21 protein-coding genes and 2 pseudogenes are annotated in these 21,494 nt (G+C 71.2%); 8 read left to right on the top strand and 15 right to left on the bottom strand.

What is annotated here, in order from left to right:
• The first annotated feature begins 85 nt into the window (after nt 1-85).
• A complete protein-coding gene (locus AB0M80_RS13680; RefSeq protein WP_364563369.1) occupies nt 86-802 on the top strand; it encodes a FadR/GntR family transcriptional regulator in 717 nt (238 codons plus the stop codon).
• Between the two features lie 9 nt (nt 803-811).
• Here the strand turns inward: AB0M80_RS13680 and AB0M80_RS13685 are convergent, their stop codons facing one another.
• From AB0M80_RS13685 to AB0M80_RS13695, 3 genes are read right to left on the bottom strand one after another with little or no spacing between them, the layout of a single operon-like run.
• Entirely contained in the window at nt 812-1,408 is a 597-nt protein-coding gene (locus AB0M80_RS13685) for a TetR family transcriptional regulator (RefSeq protein WP_364563371.1), read from the bottom strand.
• Nucleotides 1,409-1,442: 34 nt separating this feature from the next.
• Nucleotides 1,443-2,159 carry a hypothetical protein gene (locus tag AB0M80_RS13690; RefSeq protein ID WP_364563373.1) on the bottom strand — a complete coding sequence of 239 codons (717 nt, stop codon included), beginning with the start codon at nt 2,157-2,159 and terminating at the stop codon, nt 1,443-1,445.
• Complete coding sequence (locus AB0M80_RS13695) at nt 2,152-2,661, bottom strand: SigE family RNA polymerase sigma factor (protein ID WP_364563375.1); 510 nt, start codon at nt 2,659-2,661, stop codon at nt 2,152-2,154. The genes AB0M80_RS13690 and AB0M80_RS13695 overlap by 8 nt, the downstream gene beginning before the upstream one ends.
• Nucleotides 2,662-2,797: 136 nt before the next feature.
• Here AB0M80_RS13695 and AB0M80_RS13700 point away from each other — a divergent pair, with 136 nt between their 5' ends.
• The 3 genes from AB0M80_RS13700 (at nt 2,798) to AB0M80_RS13710 (ending at nt 5,315) form a co-directional block, all read left to right on the top strand.
• Complete coding sequence (locus tag AB0M80_RS13700; RefSeq protein ID WP_364563378.1) at nt 2,798-3,820, top strand: GntG family PLP-dependent aldolase; 1,023 nt, start codon at nt 2,798-2,800, stop codon at nt 3,818-3,820.
• A 16-nt stretch (nt 3,821-3,836) separates the two neighbouring features.
• Entirely contained in the window at nt 3,837-4,415 is a 579-nt protein-coding gene (locus AB0M80_RS13705) for an HAD family phosphatase (RefSeq protein WP_364563381.1), read from the top strand.
• Between the two features lie 84 nt (nt 4,416-4,499).
• Nucleotides 4,500-5,315 (top strand): SAM-dependent methyltransferase, encoded by an 816-nt coding sequence (locus AB0M80_RS13710; RefSeq protein WP_364563685.1) that lies wholly within the window; start codon nt 4,500-4,502, stop codon nt 5,313-5,315.
• A gap of 3 nt (nt 5,316-5,318) precedes the next feature.
• Here AB0M80_RS13710 and AB0M80_RS13715 read toward each other — a convergent pair whose 3' ends face one another.
• The 10 genes and pseudogenes from AB0M80_RS13715 to purD form a co-directional block, all read right to left on the bottom strand.
• The gene (locus tag AB0M80_RS13715; protein WP_364563383.1) at nt 5,319-5,510 is read right to left on the bottom strand and encodes a hypothetical protein; all 192 of its coding nucleotides are present in this window, start codon (nt 5,508-5,510) and stop codon (nt 5,319-5,321) included.
• 97 nt (nt 5,511-5,607) lie between these two features.
• Nucleotides 5,608-6,789, bottom strand: a complete 1,182-nt coding sequence (locus tag AB0M80_RS13720; protein ID WP_364563386.1) for a pyridoxal phosphate-dependent aminotransferase — start codon at nt 6,787-6,789, stop codon at nt 5,608-5,610.
• Between the two features lie 58 nt (nt 6,790-6,847).
• Nucleotides 6,848-7,063, bottom strand: a pseudogene (locus AB0M80_RS13725) (transglycosylase SLT domain-containing protein); the annotation flags it as partial.
• Nucleotides 7,064-8,761: 1,698 nt separating this feature from the next.
• Nucleotides 8,762-9,019, bottom strand: a pseudogene (locus tag AB0M80_RS13730) (WXG100 family type VII secretion target); the annotation flags it as partial.
• Between the two features lie 128 nt (nt 9,020-9,147).
• On the bottom strand, nt 9,148-9,459 hold the full coding sequence (locus tag AB0M80_RS13735) for a hypothetical protein (protein ID WP_364563388.1): 312 nt from the start codon (nt 9,457-9,459) through the stop codon (nt 9,148-9,150).
• Between the two features lie 134 nt (nt 9,460-9,593).
• Nucleotides 9,594-10,352 carry an ESX secretion-associated protein EspG gene (locus tag AB0M80_RS13740; protein WP_364563391.1) on the bottom strand — a complete coding sequence of 253 codons (759 nt, stop codon included), beginning with the start codon at nt 10,350-10,352 and terminating at the stop codon, nt 9,594-9,596.
• Between the two features lie 2 nt (nt 10,353-10,354).
• Nucleotides 10,355-11,941, bottom strand: a complete 1,587-nt coding sequence (locus tag AB0M80_RS13745) for a hypothetical protein (RefSeq protein WP_364563394.1) — start codon at nt 11,939-11,941, stop codon at nt 10,355-10,357.
• A gap of 9 nt (nt 11,942-11,950) precedes the next feature.
• Entirely contained in the window at nt 11,951-12,520 is a 570-nt protein-coding gene (locus AB0M80_RS13750; RefSeq protein ID WP_364563688.1) for a DUF3558 domain-containing protein, read from the bottom strand.
• Between the two features lie 25 nt (nt 12,521-12,545).
• Nucleotides 12,546-12,887 carry a hypothetical protein gene (locus AB0M80_RS13755; RefSeq protein WP_364563691.1) on the bottom strand — a complete coding sequence of 114 codons (342 nt, stop codon included), beginning with the start codon at nt 12,885-12,887 and terminating at the stop codon, nt 12,546-12,548.
• Nucleotides 12,888-13,109: 222 nt separating this feature from the next.
• Nucleotides 13,110-14,384: a phosphoribosylamine--glycine ligase gene (gene purD, locus AB0M80_RS13760; RefSeq protein WP_364563397.1), complete on the bottom strand. Its 1,275-nt coding sequence runs from the start codon at nt 14,382-14,384 to the stop codon at nt 13,110-13,112.
• Nucleotides 14,385-14,564: 180 nt separating this feature from the next.
• Here purD and AB0M80_RS13765 point away from each other — a divergent pair, with 180 nt between their 5' ends.
• From AB0M80_RS13765 to AB0M80_RS13775, 3 genes are all read left to right on the top strand, one after another.
• Nucleotides 14,565-15,716, top strand: a complete 1,152-nt coding sequence (locus AB0M80_RS13765) for a glycerophosphodiester phosphodiesterase (protein ID WP_364563400.1) — start codon at nt 14,565-14,567, stop codon at nt 15,714-15,716.
• Between the two features lie 40 nt (nt 15,717-15,756).
• On the top strand, nt 15,757-16,692 hold the full coding sequence (locus AB0M80_RS13770) for a serine hydrolase domain-containing protein (RefSeq protein ID WP_364563403.1): 936 nt from the start codon (nt 15,757-15,759) through the stop codon (nt 16,690-16,692).
• Between the two features lie 70 nt (nt 16,693-16,762).
• On the top strand, nt 16,763-18,298 hold the full coding sequence (locus AB0M80_RS13775) for an amino acid permease (protein ID WP_364563406.1): 1,536 nt from the start codon (nt 16,763-16,765) through the stop codon (nt 18,296-18,298).
• Here AB0M80_RS13775 and AB0M80_RS13780 read toward each other — a convergent pair.
• Nucleotides 18,225-19,499 carry an aromatic acid/H+ symport family MFS transporter gene (locus AB0M80_RS13780; protein ID WP_364563409.1) on the bottom strand — a complete coding sequence of 425 codons (1,275 nt, stop codon included), beginning with the start codon at nt 19,497-19,499 and terminating at the stop codon, nt 18,225-18,227. The two genes, AB0M80_RS13775 and AB0M80_RS13780, sit on opposite strands and share 74 nt — an antisense overlap.
• Nucleotides 19,500-19,648: 149 nt before the next feature.
• Here AB0M80_RS13780 and AB0M80_RS13785 point away from each other — a divergent pair, with 149 nt between their 5' ends.
• On the top strand, nt 19,649-21,283 hold the full coding sequence (locus tag AB0M80_RS13785) for a Na+/H+ antiporter (protein ID WP_364563412.1): 1,635 nt from the start codon (nt 19,649-19,651) through the stop codon (nt 21,281-21,283).
• Here the strand turns inward: AB0M80_RS13785 and AB0M80_RS13790 are convergent.
• Nucleotides 21,264-21,476, bottom strand: coding sequence for a hypothetical protein (locus AB0M80_RS13790; RefSeq protein WP_364563415.1), 213 nt, complete (start codon nt 21,474-21,476; stop codon nt 21,264-21,266). The two genes, AB0M80_RS13785 and AB0M80_RS13790, sit on opposite strands and share 20 nt — an antisense overlap.
• Nucleotides 21,477-21,494: the final 18 nt, after the last annotated feature.

The following is a 21,494-nucleotide window of genomic DNA, read 5'->3' on the forward strand; positions in this document are numbered from 1 at the left end:
CAGCGTCGGGATTCCGTAATTCATGACGACTTCGTTTGCGGCGTAGGATGCGGCCGTCACGAACTGCCAGCTGAGAGGCCCTCCATTGACCGAACACCGGCCACGCGGGCTGCACGGCCAGACCGTGGAGACCCTGGCCAGGCGGATCCTCTCCGACGAGTGGGGCGACGGCACCGTCCTGGACCTGCCCGCGCTGCGCCAAGAGCTCGACATCAGCCTGACCGCACTGCGTGAAGCGCTGAAGGTGCTGGCCGCCAAGGGCATGATCGACGCCCGGCAGAAGCGCGGCACGTTCGTCCAGCCGCGCGAGAAGTGGAACCTGCTCGACGCCGACGTCATGCGCTGGCAGACCGCGGCCGCCGACGACCCGGGACTGCTCGAGGAGCTCAGCGAGGTCCGAGCGGTCGTCGAGCCCGCCGCCGCCCGGATCGCCGCCGGGCGCGCGTCGGAGGAGGACATCGAGTCACTGCGGGAGGCGCTGGCCGACATGGCCGCGGCGGGCGACGACCCCGAGGCGAGCGTCCAGGCCGATCTCGCCTTCCACCGGCGGCTGATGACCGCCACCCACAACAACTTCCTGATGCGGATGGAACGGATCATCGCGATCGGGCTGGCCGAGCGCGACAAGCTGGTGCACAGCGCGTCGCCGGCGGAGGACCCGGTGCCCAGCCACCGGAAGGTGTTCGACGCGATCGTCGCGGGCGACCCGGCCGCGGCCGAGCAGGCGATGCTCGCCCTGGTCACAAAAGCCCACGACGACCTCGAGAAAGCCCAACGCACCGCCACCGCCCCCACGCCGTGAAGGTGGCATTCACGGAACTTCGAGGGCCGCTTGCAGCATGCGGGAGGCGGCGGCGCGGGGTTCCGGGTCGACCGCGATCAGGGCGTTGACGACCGCGCCGTCGACCAGCGCGACCAGCCGCTCCAGCTCGGTGTCGGTGACCGGGGTGCCGGAGCGGGCGAAGATCTCCGTCAGCAGCTCGTTGAGCTGGGCCGACAGCGTCCGCATCAGCGGCCGCAGGTACGGGCGGCGGCCGGTCGCGACCAGCCGCTCGTACCGCAGGAGGACCGCTTCGGCGTCGGCCACCGGGTCCCCGCTCTCCGGCCCGAGCAGCAGGTCCAGCACCAGGTCGACGGTCGCCTGCACCCCGCGGTTGCGGGTCGCGAGCTCCTCCAGCCGGCGGCGGCCGGTCGCGAGCTCGGCGTTCCCGTGGTGCTCGACGGCCGCCGTGACCAGATCTTCCAGGGAGTCGAAGTAGTACGTCGTGGACGCGAGCGGCAGGCCGGCCCGCTCGGCCACCGCCCGGTGCCGCACGGCGTCGAACCCGCCCTCGACGAGCAGTTTCGCGGCGGCCTCGACGAGCGCGGCGCGCCGTCGCTCCCCCTTGGGGGTGGTCGCAGCGGTCATGGCCGGTCATTCTGCCAACCGGGCGGACCCGGGCTCAGAAGCGGGGCGCGAGATCGTGCGCGAACTGGCCCACCTGGGCCGCGTACGGCGCTTTCGCCCCGACGGAAGGCGCGCTGAGCAGCACCAGCACGCCACCGGACGCGGTGCCCACCTGGGCCGTGACCGTGCCGGGGGGCTGGGACTTGACGGCCACCGGGATGCCCTTCGGGTACACCGCCGCGGCGACTTCGCCACCCGGAACCCGGAACCCGGCGGACCGCGACGCCGTCGAACAGGCGCCGCCCGGGACGGCCTGGGTGGCGGCGAAGTGGCCGGGGAGCTCGCCAGCGAGGGCAATGGCGAGCTCCCCGTCCACCTGTTCGCACCCGGAGGCGCCTTCGGCCAGCTGGCCGGTCTTCCCGTCCCCAGCACCCCCCTGCTGAGGTGGCTGGGACGAGAAGTTCGGTGACTCCCCACCGACTTGGGGACGCATCGAGCCGTCGCCCGGTTGCCCGGAGCCGGGTCCCGATTGCGCGGGCGCGGCGTTGTCCTTCGCCGCGGTCAGTGATTGCGGGGTACCCCCGGAAAGCACCCCGTACGCACCGAACCCGACGACGACCAGCGCGGCCGCGCTCACGCCGGCGGTGATCCGGTTGCGCAGGCGCACGGTCTGGCGGCGGGATTCGCGGACGACGTCGTCCTGGGTGAACGTCGGCGACGGCGCCTCCGGGGGCGCGGCGGAGAACAACGAGCGCAGCTCCTGCTCATCCATTGCTCTCCACCTCCCGTTCGAGGACCTGCCTCAGGTTCGCCAGCCCGCGGGCGGTCTGGCTCTTCACGTTGCCTTCGCTGCAGCCCAGCGCCTTCGCCGCGCCGGTCACGTCGAGTCCTTCGAAGAACCGCATGACCAGCACCGCCCGCTGCTTGGGCGGCACTTCCTTCAGCGCCGCGAGCAGGTCTTCCCTGGTCGCGACCAGATCGTCGAGACCGGGCGTGTCGTCGGACGGCTCCGGCAGCGTCTCGGTCTGCCACTCGCGCCGCCACGGACGCCGCGATTCGTCGATCGACGCCCGGACGAGCGTCGTGCGGACGTACGCGTCGGTCGCCGCGCGATCCCTGATCTTCTTCCACCTCCGGTGCAGTGCGACGAACGCCGTCTGCGCGAGGTCGTCCGCCCGGTGCCAGTCGCCGCAGAGCATGTACGCGGTCCGGCGCACGGCGTCCCGCCTGGCGGCGAAGTACTCCGCGAACTCCTGCTCGTCGCGCTGGTCCACGCGCAGTCGTGCTCCGCTCTGTTGTCGGTCGCCCGGGAGGACGGAATCAGGGGCGTCCACGGTTGCACGGACCGAGTGGGTTCGACCACTCCAAGGCTCGTTGATCCCCGGGAGGTGGGTGTGATGTGATCGCTCCGTGACCTTCACGCCGTCCCTGCTGGACTTCCGCTCCGACACCGTCACCCGGCCGGATGACACGATGCGGGCCGCGATGGCCTCCGCCGAGGTCGGGGACAACGTCCTCGAGCGCGACCCCACGGTCGCGGCGCTGGAGGAGCGGGCGGCGCACGTCCTGGGCATGCCGGCCGCCCTCTGGGTGCCGAGCGGGACCATGGCCAACCTGATCGCGCTGAGCCTGCACCTGCAGCGCGGCGACCGGTTCCTCGCCACCCGGGGCGCGCACGTGCTGGTCAACGAGCTGGGCTCGGCGGCGTGGCTGGCCGGCGGCATGCCGGACATCCTGGAGCACGACGGCGGCCCGGGCCGCCCATCGCCCGACGCCCTCGCGGCCGCGATCGGACAACCCGGGCCGTACTTCACATTACGGACAACCCTGCTCTGCCTCGAGAACACCCATAACGCGGCCGGTGGCGCGGTGACGCCGCCCGACGAGCACGCCCAGCTGCTGTCCGTCGCCAAGGAAGCCGGCCTGACCGTGCACCTCGACGGCGCCCGGCTCTGGCAGGCCGCGGTCGCGCTCGAAGTGCCGCCCGCCGCGCTGACCGTCGGCGTCGACACCGTGTCGGCCTGCTTCAGCAAGGGTCTCGGCGCACCGGTCGGCTCGGTCGTCGCGGGCAGCACGGCGTTCGTCGAGCGGGCCCGCCGGATGCGGCAGATGCTCGGCGGCGGCGTCCGGCAGGGCGGCGTCCTGGCCGCAGCCTGCCTGATCGCCTTGGACCGCGTCCCGGAGCTGGCCGAGTCGCACGAGAACGCCCAGCGGCTCGCCGGCGGCCTGCGCGAGCACGGCTGGCCGACCAACGACCCCGACACCAACATCGTGCTCGCCGAGGTACCCGACATCCCGACCGCACTGGCCTGGCTCGACTCGCTCGGGATCCGCGCGGTGCCGATGGCCGGCAAGGTCCGGTTCGTCACCCACCGGGACCTGAGCGCGACCGACGTCGAAGAAGCCCTGCGCCGGATCAAGACCGGCGCCTGAAGAGTCTGGGGACCCGATGAACTGGATCGTGTTCGACTACGGCGACGTGCTCAGCAAGCCGAGTGCCGCCCTCCCCGACCTGGCTGCGGCGATGCGTGCGCCGCTGCCGGAGTTCCTGAAGGCGTATTGGGAGTACCGGATCCCGTACGACACCGGCAGCACCCCGCTCGAGTACTGGCAGGCCGTCGGCGACGCGGTGGGCGTCCCCGTCGACGAGGCGCTGTCGGCCGAGCTGACCCGCATCGACGTCGAGGGCTGGGGTCACCTGGAGCCGTCGTCGGCGGCGCTGCTCGAAGCACTCTCCGACGCAGGCGCGAACCTGGCGCTGCTCTCGAACGCGCCGGTCGCGTTCGGCGAATGGGTCCGCGCGCAGGACTGGGCGCGGCACTTCCGCGTCACGCTGTTCTCGGGCGACGTCCGCTGCGCCAAGCCGGACGCGAAGATCTTCCGCATCCTGCTCGACGAGCTCGGCGCCGAACCGGCCGACTGCCTGTTCTTCGACGACCGCGAGTCCAATGTGGAGGGAGCGCGGGCGGTCGGGATCCGGGCGCACGTGTGGAACGGCGCCGACGCGGCCCGCGCCTGGCTGGACTGAAACTCACCCACGCCGCACGGCCGCCTACCCGCCGTGATCTCCGTGTTCTAGGCTGGGCGTCCCACACTCCCCCGGTAGGTGCCCATGGCGATGAGCGAACGACCGTCGGCCCGCGTCGACTTCGAACGGCCGAGCGTCGCGCGCGTCACCGACGCGCTGATGGGCGGGCAGAACCACTACGAGCCCGACCGCGCCGTCCTGCGGCAGCTGACGGCGATCGCGCCGGAAGCCCCGGCCATGGCGCGGGAAGTGCGGCAGTGGCTGGTGCGCGCCGTCCGCTACCTGACCGAGCGGCTGGACGTCGACCAGTTCCTCGACCTCGCTTCCGGTTTCCCGACCGCGGAGAACACCCACCAGGTGGCGCAGAAGTACAACCCGGAGGCGCACGTCGTCTACGTCGGCGACGACCCGGTGGTGGAGGCGCACGGCCGCGCCCTGCTCGTCGACAACGACTTCACGCACATTTGCGGCACCGACCCGCTGAACCCCGGCGAGACGCTCGCCGGGGTCGCCCGGTTCATCGACTTCGACCGGCCCGCCGGGCTCGTGCTCTGCGGCGTCGTCGACCACATCGCCGACCTCCAGCAGGCGCAGCAGGTGGTCAAGTCCTACGTCGGCGCGCTGGCGCCGGGCTCGTACCTGATCCTGCTGCACCAGCACAACCCGGACGACGGCTCCGACGCGGCCGCCGTCGCGACGTCCCTGCAGGACCGCTTCGGCCGCATCGGGCTCGACACGCGCTACCGCACACGGGCCGAGATCACGTCGTTCTTCGACGGCCTCGACCTGCTCGAGCCCGGGCTGACCGCGCCACACCTGTGGTGGCCGGACGGGCCGCGCCTGGCGCCGCTGACGCCGGTCAACTGGACGGCACTGGGCGGCGTGGCGCGGATTCCTTGAGGCTCAGTAGCGGTTGATGCGCCGGGGGTCCTTCTTGCCGCCGGTGATGGCCTTGTAGCCGGCCGCGCCGAGGAAGGCGATGCCGCCGATGATGGCGATCCACAGGACGGCCTTGAACACGAAGCCGATCACGGCGCCCAGCACCATGAACGCCACCCAAGCGACGACCAGGGCGCCGACGATCTTCCAGAACATGGTTCCTCCGATGCTTCCCCGTGGCCTCACCGGCCCGATGGCTACACAGTGCCACCTGCGGCGGTGAAACTCCCCTCGCACGGCCAACGTTCGGGGTTTATTCAGGGTTCCCCCTGGCCAGCCAGGCACCCAGGCGGCGGACCCCTTCGTCGATGTCCTCGGCGCTGCCGGCGAAGGAGAACCGGACGTACTTGCCGCCGTCGACCGGGTCGAAGTCGACGCCGGGGGTGATGGCGAGCCCGGTGTCGGCGAGCAGCCGCTGGCACCAGCTCAGGCTGTCTTCGGTGTAGGCGCTGACGTCGGCGTAGGCGTAGAAGGCGCCGTCGGCCGGCGCGAGCTTGTCGAGGCCGATGTTCTTCAGGCCGGCGAAGAGGCGGTCGCGGTTGGCGCGGTACCGCTCGACGTGCGCGTCGGCTTCCGCGTACGCCTCGGGCGTGAAGGCGGCGAGGGCCGCGTACTGCGAAACCGCGGGCGGGCAGATGGTGAAGTTGCCGGTCAGGACGTCGACCGCGCGGTGCAGGCGCTGCGGCACCAGCATCCAGCCGAGCCGCCAGCCGGTCATCGCGAAGTACTTCGAGAAGCTGCCGAGCACGATCGGCTCACGGCCGTACTGCCAGGCACAGTCGAGCTCGGCACCGTAGGAGATGCCGTGGTAGATCTCGTCGCTGATCAGCTGGACGCCGTGCGACGCGCACCAGCCGGTGATCGCGGCGAGCTCCCCGGGCGGCAGCACGGTCCCGGTCGGGTTGCTCGGGCTGGCGACGATCAGGCCGTCGATCGGCCCGAGCTCGTCGAGCAGGGCCACGGTGGGCTGGAAGTTCGTCTCGGCGGTGGCGGCGAACTCGACGACCTCGCAGCCGAGGACGGAGAGCAGGTTGCGGTAGGCCGGGTAGCCGGGCCGCGCCATCGCGACCTTGGCCCCGGGGTCGAAGGCACTGAGGAAGGCGAGCAGGAAGCCCCCGGACGACCCGGTGGTCAGGACGACGTCGTGCGCCTGGACGTCGACGTCGTACCGCTTCCGGTAGTGCCCGGCGACTGCCTCGCGCAGCTCCGGGAGGCCGAGTTGCTCGGTGTAGCCGAGGGTGTGTTCGTTCAGCGCGGCTTGGGCGGCCTCGAGAACGGGCTTCGGCGCGGGCGCGGACGGCTGCCCGGCCGCGAGCGAGACGAGGTCGCCGTGGCTGCGCTGCCGGGCGCCGGCCGCGGACAGGACGTCCATGACGTGGAAGGGCGGAACGCCGGCCCGCAGCGCTGGCCCGGCGAAGGCTCCGAGGTCGACCATGCGGCCAGGCTACTGTGCCGATCGTGACCGATCCGGGAGCTCCCGCCCGGCTTCGTGATCAATAACCGCGGTAGGCGCCACCGTGGGCCATGGCCTTGATGCCCGGCACGTTGTCGAGGCCGCCGTACCGGTCGAAGGAGTACCGGACACCGGCGATGATGTTGTCGACCGGGTTGTAGATGTTGTCGTGCCCGGGCAGCTTGTGGGCGTTGAACGTCGAGTCGATGCACTGCATGAGCCCCTTGGACGGGTGCCCGGCGGCCGCATTGGAATTGCCGGTCAAGAAGATGTGGTCACCTTCCTGGGCCGTCCACGTGCCCAGCTCCGTGGTCACGCACCACACGTCGCCGCGGCCGGCGGCTTCCTTCCGCAGGAAGGCACCCGTGATGATCGGGTTGTTCAGGTGCACGGAGAATTCTTGACGCCAGGTTTCCGGCTGGTTCTTCCGTGCCACGGGGAGCACCCGAGGCCGTGCTCCGGACAGGTAACCGGCCAGCGCGATCGCGTCGAGGACGGCACCGGGTCCCTGGTAGAGGACCACCTGAGGTCGCGAGTACCCGGGCCGCACGTATCGGGTGCCCTCGGCGTCGGTGATCGCTTCGAGCCACGCCTCGCGCTGTCCGGTGGACATCGCCAGGACCTGAGCGACCGCATCGGACTTGGGGTTCCCGGCGCGCGCCAGCAGATCCCGGGCGTAGTCGTGGTCCAGCCGGAACTGGTGCCGGGGTCCGCACCCGCCGCGGTCGTCGACGTACACCGCGTGCGGCACGCCGTCGAGGAGCCGGCGGAGCTTCGCCACCATTTCGGGCTTCGACTGCGCGATGGACATGGTCGGGCGGTGCTGCCGGGTCTCGATGTGACCGTCACCGGCGATCCACCCGAGAATCGCCGCTTCCGGCACGCTGATGTCCAGCGACGATGCGGTCGCGGCGGGCGCCGCCAGGAGGATCCGGTCGCGCGAGCGGACGTCCTCGGTCGTGACGAAGCCAGGTTCGGTCGCGTACCGGTGCTCCTGCTTCGGCGAAACGAAGCCGTGCGTCTTTCGCCGGTGCACCGCGACGCCGTTCTCCGGCTGCGCCGCCGCACGCGGCTCCCAGCCACCCTCCGGGCAGACGGCCGGCAGGTCCGGGCGCCTGACGCTGACCCGCGGGAGGGTGAGCCAGCGGTGGTTCGGCGTCGTGGTCGCCTGCCAGCGCGAGTTGACCATCCGGACCAGCTCGGCGTCTTCGTGGTGGACGACCCGGGTGATCCGCGTCCACTCGCTGCGCCCGGTGGCCGGGTTGAAGCCGATCGTCTCGTCGCCGACCTCGACCGCGTCGTGCTTCAGGAGGCCACGCCTGGTCACGATCTGCGTGTCCAGTGGCACGCAGTCCCAGTTGTTGATGGCGTTGGGATTCCCGCCCGACTCGTGCTGGATGATCGCCCAAATCTTGGGGATATCCGCGTCCGTAACCGGAATTCCCGCGGCCTGAAGCGCCTTCATCGCTTCCTGGATCCACTGCTGGACATTGCCCGGAGGCGGCGAAGAGGGCGGCCCGCCACTGGGCCCGAGACCACCGCCACCGCCGCCACCACCGCCGCCACCACCGCCGTGGGACGAGCCGTTGCTGTGGATGCCGCCGGTGCTCTTGGGGGCCGAGGCGGAACTGCTCGGCAGGGGGACCTGGTCGTAGCCGCCCTCGATCTGCTGGGACATCAGCTTCTGCGACGCCTTGACCGCCGTGTCCGCCTGGGTCTGCAGTCCGGTGACGTCGCCGTCGAAGCCCGCCGTGATGGTGTGGATGTCGGTCTTGGCGGTGGCCAGGATCTGGTCGGCGCTGGGGCTGGGCCCCGGCTTGCCTTCGTCGTGGGCCTTCTTCGCGGCGGCCAAGGCGTTGTTGATCTGCGTTTCGGCCGTGGCGTTGCGCTCGTTGACCGCCTTTTCCGCGGCGAGCTGCTTGTCCCCGACGTTCTTCTTGATCTGCTCGAGGGTCTTCGCGAGGTCGTCGAGGTCCTTGGCGACGTCCTCGAGGTGGGTCTGCACCTTGGTCCCGGCGTCGCGGACCTGCCGGACGTACCTGAAGAACTCGTCGGCCGCGGGACCGGCCCACACCTTCCCGTCGAGCGCGTCGGTGGAGCCCTTCAGCGAAGCGTTGTGGTCACCGGCGTTCTTGCTCGCGTCGCGGAATTGCGCGGCCGCCGCGGTGATTTTTCCCAGGTCGACCTTTTCGACCTGGTCGACCTTCTTCATGAAGGCGTCCCAATTGTCCGGCGTTCCGGCGCCGACCCCGTTCAAGCCCACTCTGGTGCCCCCTGCTCAGCTCGGTGTCTTACGGGGCTTCGCCCCGGCCGGGGGCTTCGCCACCCGGACCCCCCGGTTCACTGGTCGACGTGCAGTTTGAGGTCGCTCGCCCCGACCTGGTCGGTCTCGGCGATCAGTCCCGCGGCCTTGCGCATGGCGAACCCCAGCGCCTCCATGTGCCGGCCCGCGGCGTCGAACTGGCTGTGCACGCCGTCCTTGAACTTGCCGACCGCGCCGTGCGCGTCACCCGTCTCGTCCATGCCGCCGAAGGGGCTTTCCTTCTCGTGGTCCAGGCCGGTGACCTTCTGCTTGGACTTTTCGAACTCGTCCTTCAGCTTCTCCACCTGGCCGGCCGCGATGGCCATCGAGTCCGGGTCGTAGACAGGCACGGTTCGTCATCCCCTTCGGAAATCTTGTCTCCGCCCGGTCAGACGTCGCCATGACCAGGACGGTTCCCGCGCTTACTTTATGACTTCACCCGGGGTGCGGGTACGGATCTCCGCCAACTTCCACCCGGCGGGGCTCAGGCCTCCGCCACCAGTTCGCGGATCCTGGTCGCCAGCAGGGCGTTGTCCGCCGGGGTCACCGTGGCCCAGTCCCGCCCGTCGCGGTCGCGGCCCACCTGGAACAGGTACCGGCCCGAGTCCGTGTCGAAGAACGCCACCACCCGGTCCGCCCGGTGCACCATTCCGTCGCGGGAGGTGCGTTCCGCGCCGAACTGCCCGCGCGCCTCCTGGCCCAGCAGCATGCCCGACAGCTCCTGGGCCTGGAACAGCGGCACCCCCCGGTCTTCCAACGCCGTGACCAGCGCCTTCGGGTCGCCCTTCGCCGCCGCGTCGGCGGACGTCAGCGTCTCGTACGGGATGCTCACCGTCTGGCCGACGCCCGGGCCCAGGTCGCCCGCCACCGAGACCGCCGCTTCGGGCAGGCCGTCCTCGGTGGCCGGGATCAGCCAGACCTCGCCGTGGTCGACCACGGCCAGCACCGCCTGGCTGCGCAGGCTGACCGCGCGGCCGCGGATCTCGCGTTCCGCCCACACCCACACGTCGATCCCGAACCGGGGACGCGCCAGCAGGTGCAGCATGTCGGCCAGTTCGCCGGCCGCCCGCCGGTTGCGGGCCAGGCGCCGCTCGGTCAGCGACGCCCACGCCGACTCGACCAGCTCGAGCCGTTCGCCGCGGGTGGTTCCGGCGCTCGGCACGTCGAGCGCGGCGTGCCGCCGGGGCAGTTCGAAGGACTCCCAGAGCACGTCGAACTCGAGGGCCGACAGCACGAGCGACACGGTCAGCGCACATCCCCGCCGTGGTCACCGAGCACGTCGGGGGAAACCATCCGCTGGTCGGCGAAGAGGTCCTGGTCGTCGACGCCGTAGCGGCGGACGTGCTCGGCGTCCTCCTCCTGGGGCGCCGCCTCCGAGAGGAACTTCGTCTCGCCGGGCCGCTGCTTCGGGCTGATCTGCTCCGACTTCCGCAGGGCGACGGCTTCCTCCTCGGGCAGCTCGCCGACCGGCAACGGCCGCACCGGGCCCTTGGACTGGCCCTTCTCCCGCCGCTGCCGCTCCTTGTCGCCGCTCAACGCGCCGCCGGCCGCGCCCGCGCCGATCGCCGCCGCACCCGCGCCGATTTCGCCGGGGGTCGCGCCGGGCTTGCCCGCGAAACCGCGTTCGGCCGTGTACTGGCCGGGCGGGAGTGGGGCCTGCGGCATCGCGCCGACCGTGCGGCCTTTGGCCAGCAGTCCGTCCGGGGTGCGGCCGGTCGAACTGTCGATCCCGGTCGAGCCACCGGTCGAACCACCGGACGTGCTCCCGCCACCGAGTGCCTTGATCGGCGCCGTTGCCGGGGCCGAGCCGGGCGGCAGCGCACCGGGCGCGCCCGGTGGGACGAACGGTTCGCCGTGGCCACCGGCCGCCGGACCGGGGGTGAAGCGGCCGGAAGGATCACCGGAGGTGGCGCGGCCCGGGGTGTGGACCCAGCCCGGCCCGGGCGACGACGTCGGCGCCTTCGCACCCGACGGCGTCGTCGACGAGCTGGGTGTCGTGTGCTGGGCGGGCGGGGCGCCTGCCGCCCCGGTCCCGGTCTGCCGCGGCTGCTGCGCGGGCCGGGACGGCTGCTGCGCCGCGACGCCGTAGAACGGGGTCGGCGGGTCGGCGTGGACGGTGTGGGCCACCGGCTGCACCACCGGCGGGTCGACGTGCACCGACCGGACCTTGTCCGAGGCCGGTTTCACGCCGCCGTCCGGCGTCACCGCGACCGCGGCGCCGGCGACGTCGAGCACCCCCGGCGTGACGCCCGGGGCGGCCAGCTTCAGCGACTCCGGGTCGGACAGCGCCTGCGTCGAGAGCAGGTTCGTGCCGCTTTCCTGCGCGTACTCGTTCAACGCCTGCTGCGCTTGGGCCTTGGCGTTGTTCGCGGCCTCGACCTGCCGGGCGTGGTCGGTCTCGAAGCCGATCAGGCTCATGAGCACGCCGTCGGTGAGGGTGTAGCCGCCCGCGCCCTTCCGGACCGTCTCGGCGTCCGGCAGCTTGTACTTGGTCCGGTTGAACGCCTCGCCCTGCGCGAACACCATTTCCGCGGCGTGCGCGACCTTCGTCGTGGCGTCCTGGGAGAAGCCGGCTTGCTCGGTGAACACCTGGCTGGCCGCACCTCCGGCCTGGCTCTGCCACTCGACGCCGAGCTTGAGCAGCTGCGCGCGCAGCGTCTGGTCGGTGTGGGCGAGCGCGGTCGCGACGGCCTTCAGCGCGTCGACGGCGGTACCGATGCTGCCGGTGCCGTCGCCGTTGATCATCCGCGTGATCTGGTCGGCGATCGCGGTGTTGGTCCAGCCGTCGAACCGGTGGTTCTGGATCCCGGCCGCGAGCTCGGAGAATTCCACGCGCCCTCCCTAGTTGCGTGCTTTCAAGGACTGCAGCGCCAGGTCGGCGGCGTGCGCCGACATGTCGCACAGCTGCGGCTGCGTGAGCTTGCCGCGGGTGATGGCGAAGGTCTGGACGGCCAGCGTCTGGCCCCTCGCCACGCCGACGAGCGTCTCGCAGTCGGCCGGGTCGCCGGCCGCGCGGTGGTTCGTCAGCGCCGGGTAGCCACCGATGGTCTTCGGCTCGGTGGTCATGCTGTTCTTCTTGCGGGCGCCGGTGATCCACTGGTCGAGGTCCGCGGACACCGCCCGCACGTGGTAGGAGTGCACCGGCTCGGCGCCGTCGGCGTCGAACACGCAGGTGGGGCCGTCGTTGGAGGCGGTGGCTTCTCGAGGCGCGCTGGTGATCTTCAGCGCGTCGAGCTGCACCTGGGGGAAGACTTCGCACAGGTTGACGCCCTGCAGCGGCAGGTCGGCCGGCCGCTGCGGCAGCTGGGCCGCCTTGGCACTCTGCGACGCGGCCGTCGCGGCTGTCTCGACCGGGTACGGGGTGCCGTCGGTGCCCGCGGAGCAGCCGGCGAGCGCCACCGTCGCGAGCACGCCCCCGGTGATTCGCACCCTTCGGCTACACACCGTGCTTGCCGCGGTCACCGAACACCGCCGCCTTTTCCTCTTCGCTGATCTTGTAGTCCTTCGCGGCTTCGCGCAGCTGCGAGACGAGGCGCTTGAGCCCGGCGACGTATTCGCGGACCTGCCCGGCGTAGGACCGGTCGCCGTCGGCGATCAGGGAGTTCCAGGCTTCGATCGACTGGGTGCTGATCACGTCGGCGGACGGCGCGTCGATCCGCAGCTGGCCGAGCCGGGTCAGCAGCTGGTCCTCGAGGGCGTTGGCCTGCTCTTCGACGATCCGGGCGACGTCGAGGAGCTTGTCCGGGTGGACCAGGACGTCCGCGGCCGCCGGTACCACCGGGACCGCCGAGCTGAGGTCTTGCGGGGGTCCGGGTGGCGGAGCCCCCGGCCCGGGGCGAAGCCCCGGAACAACGCTGTCGTACGAGGGTCCTGACATGCGCTCCCCTGACGTCATACGGACAGTGACCGGCCGGTTCCCGTCGAGGCTACCAACGTGGATGTGGCATCAGCCTGAGTTTGGACGAAGAGTCGGCCCGGCCGGTTCCCCCGATCCGTGGAATCAGGCCCGCTGTTTCGCTGTGGGGGCGCCGACCTCGCCGTTCGCCGCCTTCAGCGCGATGTCCGTGCGGTGGTGGGAGCCCGCGAGGTGGACCTTCTCGACGACCTCGTACGCGTGCTTGCGCGCCGACTTGAGCGTCTTGCCGGTGCCGACGACCGACAGCACGCGGCCGCCGGAGGAGACGATGGCGCCGTCGTCGCGGCGGCGGGTGCCCGCGTGCAGGACGCCTTCCAGCTCGGCGCCGGTGATGACGTCGCCGGTGCGGGGCTTGCCCGGGTAGCCGTCGGCGGCGATCACGACGGTGACCGCGGCCCCGCCGGACCACTCGAGCGGCGGGTGCTCGGCGAGCTTGCCGGTGGCGGTGGCGTGCATCAGCCCGGCGATCGGGGTGCGCAGCAGCGCCAGCACGACCTGGGTCTCCGGGTCGCCGAAGCGGCAGTTGAACTCGATGACCTGCGGGCCGTCGGAGGTCAGCGCGAGACCGGCGTAGAGCAGGCCGGAGAACGGCGCCCCGCGGGCGACCAGTTCGTCGGCGACCGGCTGGACGACCTTCTCCACCAGGTCGTCGACCAGGTTCCCGGGCGCCCACGGCAGCGGCGCGTACGCGCCCATGCCGCCGGTGTTCGGGCCCGCGTCGTCGTCGCCGACGCGCTTGAAGTCCTGCGCGGGCAGCAGCGGCACGACGGTGTGGCCGTCGACGAAGCAGAACAGCGACGCCTCCGGGCCGTCCAAATAGGACTCCAGGAGGACGGGGTGGCCGCCGTCGAGGAGCATGATCGCGTGCTTGCGCGCGACGTCGTAGTCGGTCGTGACGACGACGCCCTTGCCGGCGGCGAGGCCGTCGTCCTTGACCACCCAGGTCGGGCCGAAGCGGGCGAGCGCGGCGTCGAGGCGGGCCGGGTTGTCGACCACCTCGCAGCGCGCGGTCGGCACGTTCGCCGCCGCCATGACGTCCTTCGCGAACGCCTTCGAGCCTTCGATGCGGGCCGCCGCGGCCGACGGGCCGAAACAGGCGATGCCCGCCTTGCGGACGGCGTCGGCGACGCCGGCCACGAGCGGCACCTCCGGCCCGATCACCACCAGGTCGGCCTGCCAGCTCTTCGCGAGCGCCGCGACCGCTTCGGGGTCGGACGCCTCGACGCCGAGCTGCTCGGCCACCGCGGCCGTCCCGGCGTTGCCGGGCGCGCAGGCCAGAGCCGTGACGGCGGGGTCGCCGGACGCCGCGAGGCAGAGAGCATGCTCACGGGCGCCGGAGCCGATTACCAGTACGCGCACGCCGCACAGCGTATCCGCCCCGGTTCCGCCCGGACATCTCGCCGTCCCCGGCACCGGCCCCGAAGAGGAGTCCACGCGCCGTTTACCGCGCTGACCGCCCGAGTACCGCCGCGAGACGCTTGCGGCACCGAAGGTGACGCGAGTAGTGAGAGAACACCCTGTGTGAAAAGAGGTCACCAGATGAAGCGCAAACGTGTCGGTGTACTGGCGTTGGCCGGGCTGGCGTTGCTGAGTGTCACCGGAGTCGCGGTCGGGGCGGCGAGCGCGGCCACAGCGTCCGACCCAAGCGGGGGGTCCGCCGGTGCCGCCGCGCGCGGACGGGGCCACGATGACCCGGTGATCATCGGACACCGCGGCGCGCCCGGGTACCGGCCGGAGCACACCCTCGCCTCGTACGAACTCGCCTACCGGATGGGCGTGGACTGGGTCGACGTCGACCTCGTGCCGACGAAGGACGGCCGGCTCGTCGCCCGCCACGAACCCGAGATCGGCGGCACGACCGACGTCGCGAAGCACCCTGAGTTCGCTTCGCGGAAGAAGACCGCCGTGCTCGACGGCGTCACCACGACCGGCTGGTTCACCCAGGACTTCACGCTGGCCGAGCTGAAGACGCTGCGCGCGGTCGAGCGGATCCCGCAGAACCGGCCGCACAACACGCTGTACAACGGCCGCTACCAGATCGCCACCTACCAGGAAGTGCTCGACCTGACCAAGCGGCTGAGCCGGGAGCTGCACCGGACGCTGGGCACCTACCCCGAGGTCAAGCACTCGACGTTCTTCCGGTCCATCGGCAACCCGACCGAGCCGAAGCTGGTGTCGATCCTGAAGCGCAACGGCCTCGACCGGCCGGACGCGCCGGCGATCATCCAGTCGTTCGAGGTGTCGAACCTGATCGCGCTGCACCAGCAGGTCCGGACGCCGCTGTTGCAGCTGACGTCGGCGACCGGCGCCCCGGCGGACTTCGTCGCGAAGGGCGACAAGCGGACGTACGCCGACCTCGTGACGCCGCAGGGGCTGCGTGACATCGCGAAGTACGCGAAGTACCTCGGGCCGGAGAAGGGGCAGATCATCCCGCTGGACGCGGCCGGGAACCTGACCCAGCCGACCGCGCTCGTCGCCGACGCGCACAAAGCGGGCCTGAAGGTGCAGCCGTACACGTTCCGGAACGAGAACCCGTTCCTGCCGGCGAACCTGCGCTCGTCGGCCGAGCCGGACGCCTACGGTGACGTTTTCACCGAGGAAGCGGCGTTCCTCAAGGCCGGTGTCGACGGCTTCTTCGCCGATCAGCCGGACACCGCGCTGGAGTCGCTGCACGCGTTCCTGGGCCGGTAATCCCGTTGCCGTGAGGGGCACCTTCAGGGACGCTGAGTCCATGGAGGTGCCCCTCACGGCGTTGGCGGAGGAATACGGCTTCTCCGGCGTCGTGCTGGTGACCTGCGGCGAGGAGACGCTCGTCGAACGGGCCTTCGGGTACGCGCACATCGGTTACGGCGTCGAGAACACCGTCGACACCCGGTTCGCGATCGCCAGTGGCGTCAAGGGGTTCACCGCGCTCGTCGTCGTCGGCCTGGTCGCCGAAGGACGGCTGGCGCTGGAGACCACCGCTCGCGAAGTACTCGGCGACGACCTGCCGCTGATCGACGACCGCGTCACCGTCGAGCACCTGCTGACGCACACCTCCGGCATCGGCGACTACTGCGACAAGGAGGCCGACCCGACGGTCGCCACCTCGGCGGACTACCTCGCCGCGCTCGACGGGTTCCCGCAGCGGTTTCCGCCCGGGACCCGGTTCCACTACAACGACGGCGCGTTCGCCGTCCTGGGCGTGCTCGCCGAACGGATCGCGGGCATACCTTTCGCCGAACTCGTCCGGGCCCGCGTGACCGAGCCCGCGGGGATGACCGACACGGCGTTCCTCCGCTCGGACGCGCTGCCCGCCCGGACGGCCACCGGCTACCTCGAAGACGGCCGCACCAACGTGTTCAGCCTGCCGGTCGTGGGTTACGGCGACGGCGGCATCTACAGCTCCGCGCCGGACTTCCGGAAGTTCTGGCCCGCGCTGCTCGACGGCCGGATCCTGCCGCGCGAGTGGGTCGACCGGATGCTGCGCCCGCACGCGGACTCCTACGGGCTGGGCTTCTGGCTGCCGCGCCCGGGCGCGGTGCGCTCGGAGGGCGGCGACGCCGGTGTCACGTTCCGGAGCACGCACGAGCCGTCGTCCGGGTTCACCGCGACCCTGATCTCGAACAACCACCGAGGTGGCGGGCCGCTGCTGGGGTGGCTGGACGAGTTCTTGACGAAGGCTTGACACCCCCGGGCACCAGGGCTACTTTCGGCGAATTCAATGGTCTGGCCGCATACCTTTCAAGAGGTGCCCGATGGATGTCTCCGACCAGCAGACCGCCCCCGACGACGACAGCGCCCGGCTGCACCAGCTGGGGTACGCGCAAGAGCTGAAACGGACGATGTCGGCGTTCTCGAACTTCGCCGTCTCGTTCACGATCATCTCGATCCTCTCCGGCTGCCTCACGCTCTACAAGTTCGGGATGCAGACCGGCGGACCGGCCGCGATGATCTGGGGCTGGCCGCTGGTCGGGCTGTTCGTGGTCCTGGTCGGGCTGGGCATGGCCGAGGTCTGCTCGAGCTACCCGACCGCGGGCGGGCTGTACTACTGGGCGGCCAAGCTCGCACCGAGCAAGTCCGCACCGGCTTGGTCGTGGTTCACCGGCTGGTTCAACCTGATCGGGCAGATCGCGGTCACCGCGGGCATCGACTTCGGCGCGGCGCTGTTCCTCAACGCGTTCCTCGACCTGCAGTTCGGCTTCGCGGCGACGCCGGGGCACACGATTCTGCTGCTGGCGATCATCCTCGTGGTGCACGGCCTGCTGAACACCTTCGGCGTCCGGATCGTGGCGATCCTCAACAACGTCAGCGTGTGGTGGCACCTCATCGGCGTGCTGGTGATCGTCGGCGTGCTGATCTTCGTGCCGGCCAAGCACCAGGACGCGTCCTTCGTCTTCGGCAGCTTCGTGAACCAGACGGGCTGGGGTTCTTCGTTGTACGTCTTCGCGATCGGGTTGCTGGTCGCGCAGTACACGCTGACCGGGTACGACGCCTCCGCGCACATGACCGAGGAGACGAAGAGCGCCGCGAAGGCGGGACCGCGCGGGATCGTGATGTCGATCGTCGTCTCGCTCGTCGCGGGCTGGATCCTGCTGATCGGGTTGACCTTCGCCATCCAGGACTACGACGGCGCGGTCAACTCGAGCACCGGCGTGCCGCCCGCGCAGATCTTCATCGACGCCACCGGCGCGGTCACCGGCAAATTCCTCCTGCTGATCTGCATCGGCGCCCAGCTGTTCTGCGGCATGGCGTCGGTGACGGCCAATTCGCGGATGATCTACGCCTTCGCCCGCGACGGCGCGATCCCCGGATCGGGCTTCTGGCACAAGATCAACAAGCGGACGCAGACCCCGACCAACGCCGTGTGGCTCGCCGCGGGCGGCGCGCTGGTCCTGGCGCTTCCGTACTTGTGGAGCTACACGGCCTACGCGGCGGTGACGTCGATCGCCGTCGTCGGGCTCTACGTGGCGTACGTGATCCCGGTCTTCCTGCGCGTCCGCCGCGGCGACTCGTTCGAACCCGGGCCGTGGACGCTCGGCCGCTGGGGCAAGCCGGTGGGTATCGTCGCGACCGCGTGGGTCGTGTTGATCTTCTTCCTGTTCATGCTCCCGCAGGCGTCGCCGGTGACGGTGGACTCCTTCAACTACACCCCGATCGCGTTCCTGGTCGTGCTCGGCGGCGCAGGGCTGTGGTGGGTGCTTTCGGCGCGGAAGTGGTTCACGGGCCCGAAGGTCCAGGGGTCCGAGGCGGAACTGGCTGCGGTGGAACAGGAACTGAAGGAGCTGGGCTGACGTCCGGCGCCGGGCTGCGGCGGCCGGGACGGACCACGGTCACGGCCGCCGCGCCCAGGGCGCCGACGACGGCGAACGCGTAGAAGCCCCACGGGTACGCGATGCCCGCCGTCAGCAGCGCGCCGCCGAGGATGGGGCCCGAGATCGCGCCGGTCCGGCCGATGCCGGCGGACCAGCCGAGGCCGGTCGCGCGGATCGCGTCCGGGTAGATCCGGCCGATGTAGGCGTACACCAGCACCTGGGCGCTGAACACGAAGCAGCCGGTGAGGAACACCGCCGCGTACAGCCCGGCCGCGGGCAGCTTCACGCTCAGCAGCGCCAGGAACACCGCACCGGCGCAGAACCAGACGATGGCCGACGGGCGGATGCCGACGCGGTCGGCGACCCGGCCCGCGACGAGCAGGCCGGCGATGCCGCCGACGTTCAGGGTCAGCAGCAGGCTCAGCGCGGCACCCAGCGGGTACCCGGCTTGGCGCATGATCTCCGGCAGCCACGTGTTGAGCCCGTAGACCAGCAGCAGGCCCATGAACGAGGTGACCCAGAACGCGATCGTCGCGCGCAGCAGGCCGCCGCGGAACAGCCCGGCGACGGCGTGCCCGGCCGACCGCTCGGTCTCGCGGACCTGCTGGAACGTCTCGGACTCCGGCAGGAACTTCAGCATCAGCGGGACCAGGACCAGGGCGGGCAACGCGCCGGCGACGAACATCGCGCGCCAGCCCAGGGGCGAGATCAGCACGATGCCCAGCAGCGCGGTGAGCACGGCACCGACGTGGTAGCCGGTCATCACCGTGGTCGTCGCGCTGCCGGCCTTGCCGTGGCGCGCGTGCTCGGTGACGAGGGTGATCGCCGTCGGCAGGCAGCCGCCGAGGCCGAGCCCGGCGACGAACCGCAGCAGGCCGAAGACGAACGTCGACGGCGCGAAGGCGCACAGCAGCGTGCACAGCGAGAACAGCGTCACGGAGATGATCAGCGACTTCCGGCGGCCGATGACGTCGGTGACCGTGCCGATCGCCAGCCCGCCCAGCATCATCCCGGCGAGCCCCACAGTCGACACGACCGACGCCGTGCCGGGCGTCAGGCCCCAGACGTGATCGCGCAGCAGCACGGGCAGCACGGTGCCGAGCACGACCAGGTCGAACCCGTCGAGCAGGACGGCGGTCCAGGCCAGGGGCACGACCCAGGAGCGGGGGCCAGGGGACATCGGGAACCTCCGGATGTGCATCGGTGCACGTCTTCCGCACAGGTGTGCGTATTGCGCACAAGTATGCCCCGGGTCCGCGCGGTAAGCCAGCTCACTTCCATTGAACGGAAGCCGAGCAGGGGCTCGTCACCTGCGGAAAGATCAGGCGCGTGGAGACACTGACGCTGATGGGCGTGCTCGCGGGTTCGTTGGCGCTGACCGCCCTCGCCCGGCGGTACAACCTGTCCGCGCCGTTGCTGGTGGTGGTCGTCGCGCTCGGCGTCGCGCTGATCCCCGGCGTGCCGCGGTTCGAACTGGAGCCCGAGCTGGTGCTCACCGTCGTGCTGCCGCCGCTGCTCTACTCGACGTCGCTGGAGAGCTCGCTGACGCACTTCAAGCGGGCTCTGCGGCCGATCGTCGCGCTCGGCGTGGTGCTGGTCGCCCTGACCGCCGTGGTCGTCGCCCTCGTCGTGCACCTGCTGCTGCCGGACGTGCCGTTCGCGTCGGCGCTGGTCCTCGGCGCGGTCGTGGCGCCCCCGGACGCGGTGACGGCGGTGGCGATCGGCCGCAAGCTCGGCCTGCCCCGGCGGGTGATGACCGTGCTGACCGGGGAAAGCCTGGTCAACGACGCCGCCGCGCTGACGCTCTACAAGGTCGCGCTCGCCGCCGTCGCGGGGACCGCGGGCTCGGCCGGGCACGGTTTCGCGGTGTTCGGCGTCGCGACCGTGCTGGGCATCGGGGTCGGCCTGGCCATCGGCGCGGTCGTCGTGCTGATCCGCCGTCAGCTCGACGACCCGCTGATGGAGTCGGCGTTCGGGATCATCGTGCCGTTCGCCGCGTACGTCACCGCCGAGCACCTGCACCCCTTCGGCGACGACTTCAGCGGCTCCGGCGTGCTCGCCGTCGTCGCGGCGGGTCTCCTCTTGGGCCACCGCGCGCTGTACGCCTCACCCGCGACCCGCATGCAGGACAGATCCGTGTGGGCGTCGATCGACGTCCTGCTGGAAGCCCTGGTGTTCGCCCTCATGGGGCTGCAGCTGCCGTTCGTGCTCGAGGGCGCGCGACACGCCTCCCGCGACAACGGCACGCTCGCGCTGGTCGCGGTGGCCGTGCTCGTGGTGACGATGCTCGTGCGGATCCCGGCGGTGTTCGTTTCCGCGTACCTGCCGCAGACGGTGCGGCTCTTCGGCCGTGACCGCGCGGCGCCGTCGTGGCGGACCCTGACGGTGGTGTCGTGGACCGGCATGCGCGGGGTGGTCACGCTCGCCGCCGCGGCCGGCGTCCCGGCGGACACCCCGGGCCGCGCGGAAATCCAGCTGTTCGCGTTCACGGTGGCCATCGGCACGGTGCTGATCCAGGGCCTGACGCTGCCGCCGCTGATCCGGGCGTTGCAGGTCGAGGACCCGACGGAGGAATCGCGCGACGAAGCGGAGGAGCTCGCGGCACGCGAAGTCGCGAAGCAGGCCGCGCACGAACGGTTGCGCGAGATCAGCCACGAGCGGCTGGCTTCCCTCGACCTGCCCCCGGAGCGGGTCACCCGGCTCAAGGAGCGGCTGGAACGGCTGATCGACATGCGCTACCGCTTCGCCAAGGCGGCGATCACGTTGTCCGGCGAGGAACACTCCGGCAGCCCGCAGGCGCAGTTCGCGAAGGCCCGGCGCGAACTGCTGATCACGCAGCGCAAGGCGATGATCGAGGAGAACCGCGCGGGCCGGCTCGACGACGAGGTCCTGCGGAAGGTGCTGCGGGAGCTGGATCTGGAGGAGCTGTCGGTGTCGGCGACCCTCACGAACCGGCTGGGCTGAGCGCCGCCCAGGTCCGCAGGCGTTCTTCGGCCGAGCGGATCCCGGTCTGGGTCAGGACGACGACGTCGGTGGCGCCGGGACTCCGCGGACGGCGCGCCGGCGCCGCTTTGCGGCTCAGGTCGCCGTCGCCCGCGAGTGCTGAACCGGGTGGCGGATATCGCCCACCCGCACGGCGTGGCAAGCGCTTCCGCATCGCGGACACCCCAGCTCC

This window comes from Amycolatopsis sp. NPDC051045 (assembly GCF_040682955.1).
Taxonomy (GTDB): Bacteria; Actinomycetota; Actinomycetes; order Mycobacteriales; family Pseudonocardiaceae; genus Amycolatopsis.

Bases quoted from the DNA above. Each gene is read 5' to 3' on its own strand.
- AB0M80_RS13685 (WP_364563371.1), bottom strand. From the start codon at position 1,408: ATGACCGCTGCGACCACCCCCAAGGGGGAGCGACGGCGCGCCGCGCTC.
- AB0M80_RS13690 (WP_364563373.1), bottom strand. From the start codon at position 2,159: ATGGATGAGCAGGAGCTGCGCTCGTTGTTCTCCGCCGCGCCCCCGGAG.
- AB0M80_RS13705 (WP_364563381.1), top strand. From the start codon at position 3,837: ATGAACTGGATCGTGTTCGACTACGGCGACGTGCTCAGCAAGCCGAGT.
- AB0M80_RS13710 (WP_364563685.1), top strand. From the start codon at position 4,500: ATGGCGATGAGCGAACGACCGTCGGCCCGCGTCGACTTCGAACGGCCG.
- AB0M80_RS13715 (WP_364563383.1), bottom strand. From the start codon at position 5,510: ATGTTCTGGAAGATCGTCGGCGCCCTGGTCGTCGCTTGGGTGGCGTTC.
- AB0M80_RS13720 (WP_364563386.1), bottom strand. From the start codon at position 6,789: ATGGTCGACCTCGGAGCCTTCGCCGGGCCAGCGCTGCGGGCCGGCGTT.
- AB0M80_RS13765 (WP_364563400.1), top strand. From the start codon at position 14,565: ATGAAGCGCAAACGTGTCGGTGTACTGGCGTTGGCCGGGCTGGCGTTG.
- AB0M80_RS13770 (WP_364563403.1), top strand. From the start codon at position 15,757: ATGGAGGTGCCCCTCACGGCGTTGGCGGAGGAATACGGCTTCTCCGGC.
- AB0M80_RS13775 (WP_364563406.1), top strand. From the start codon at position 16,763: ATGGATGTCTCCGACCAGCAGACCGCCCCCGACGACGACAGCGCCCGG.
- AB0M80_RS13780 (WP_364563409.1), bottom strand. From the start codon at position 19,499: ATGTCCCCTGGCCCCCGCTCCTGGGTCGTGCCCCTGGCCTGGACCGCC.
- AB0M80_RS13790 (WP_364563415.1), bottom strand. From the start codon at position 21,476: ATGCGGAAGCGCTTGCCACGCCGTGCGGGTGGGCGATATCCGCCACCC.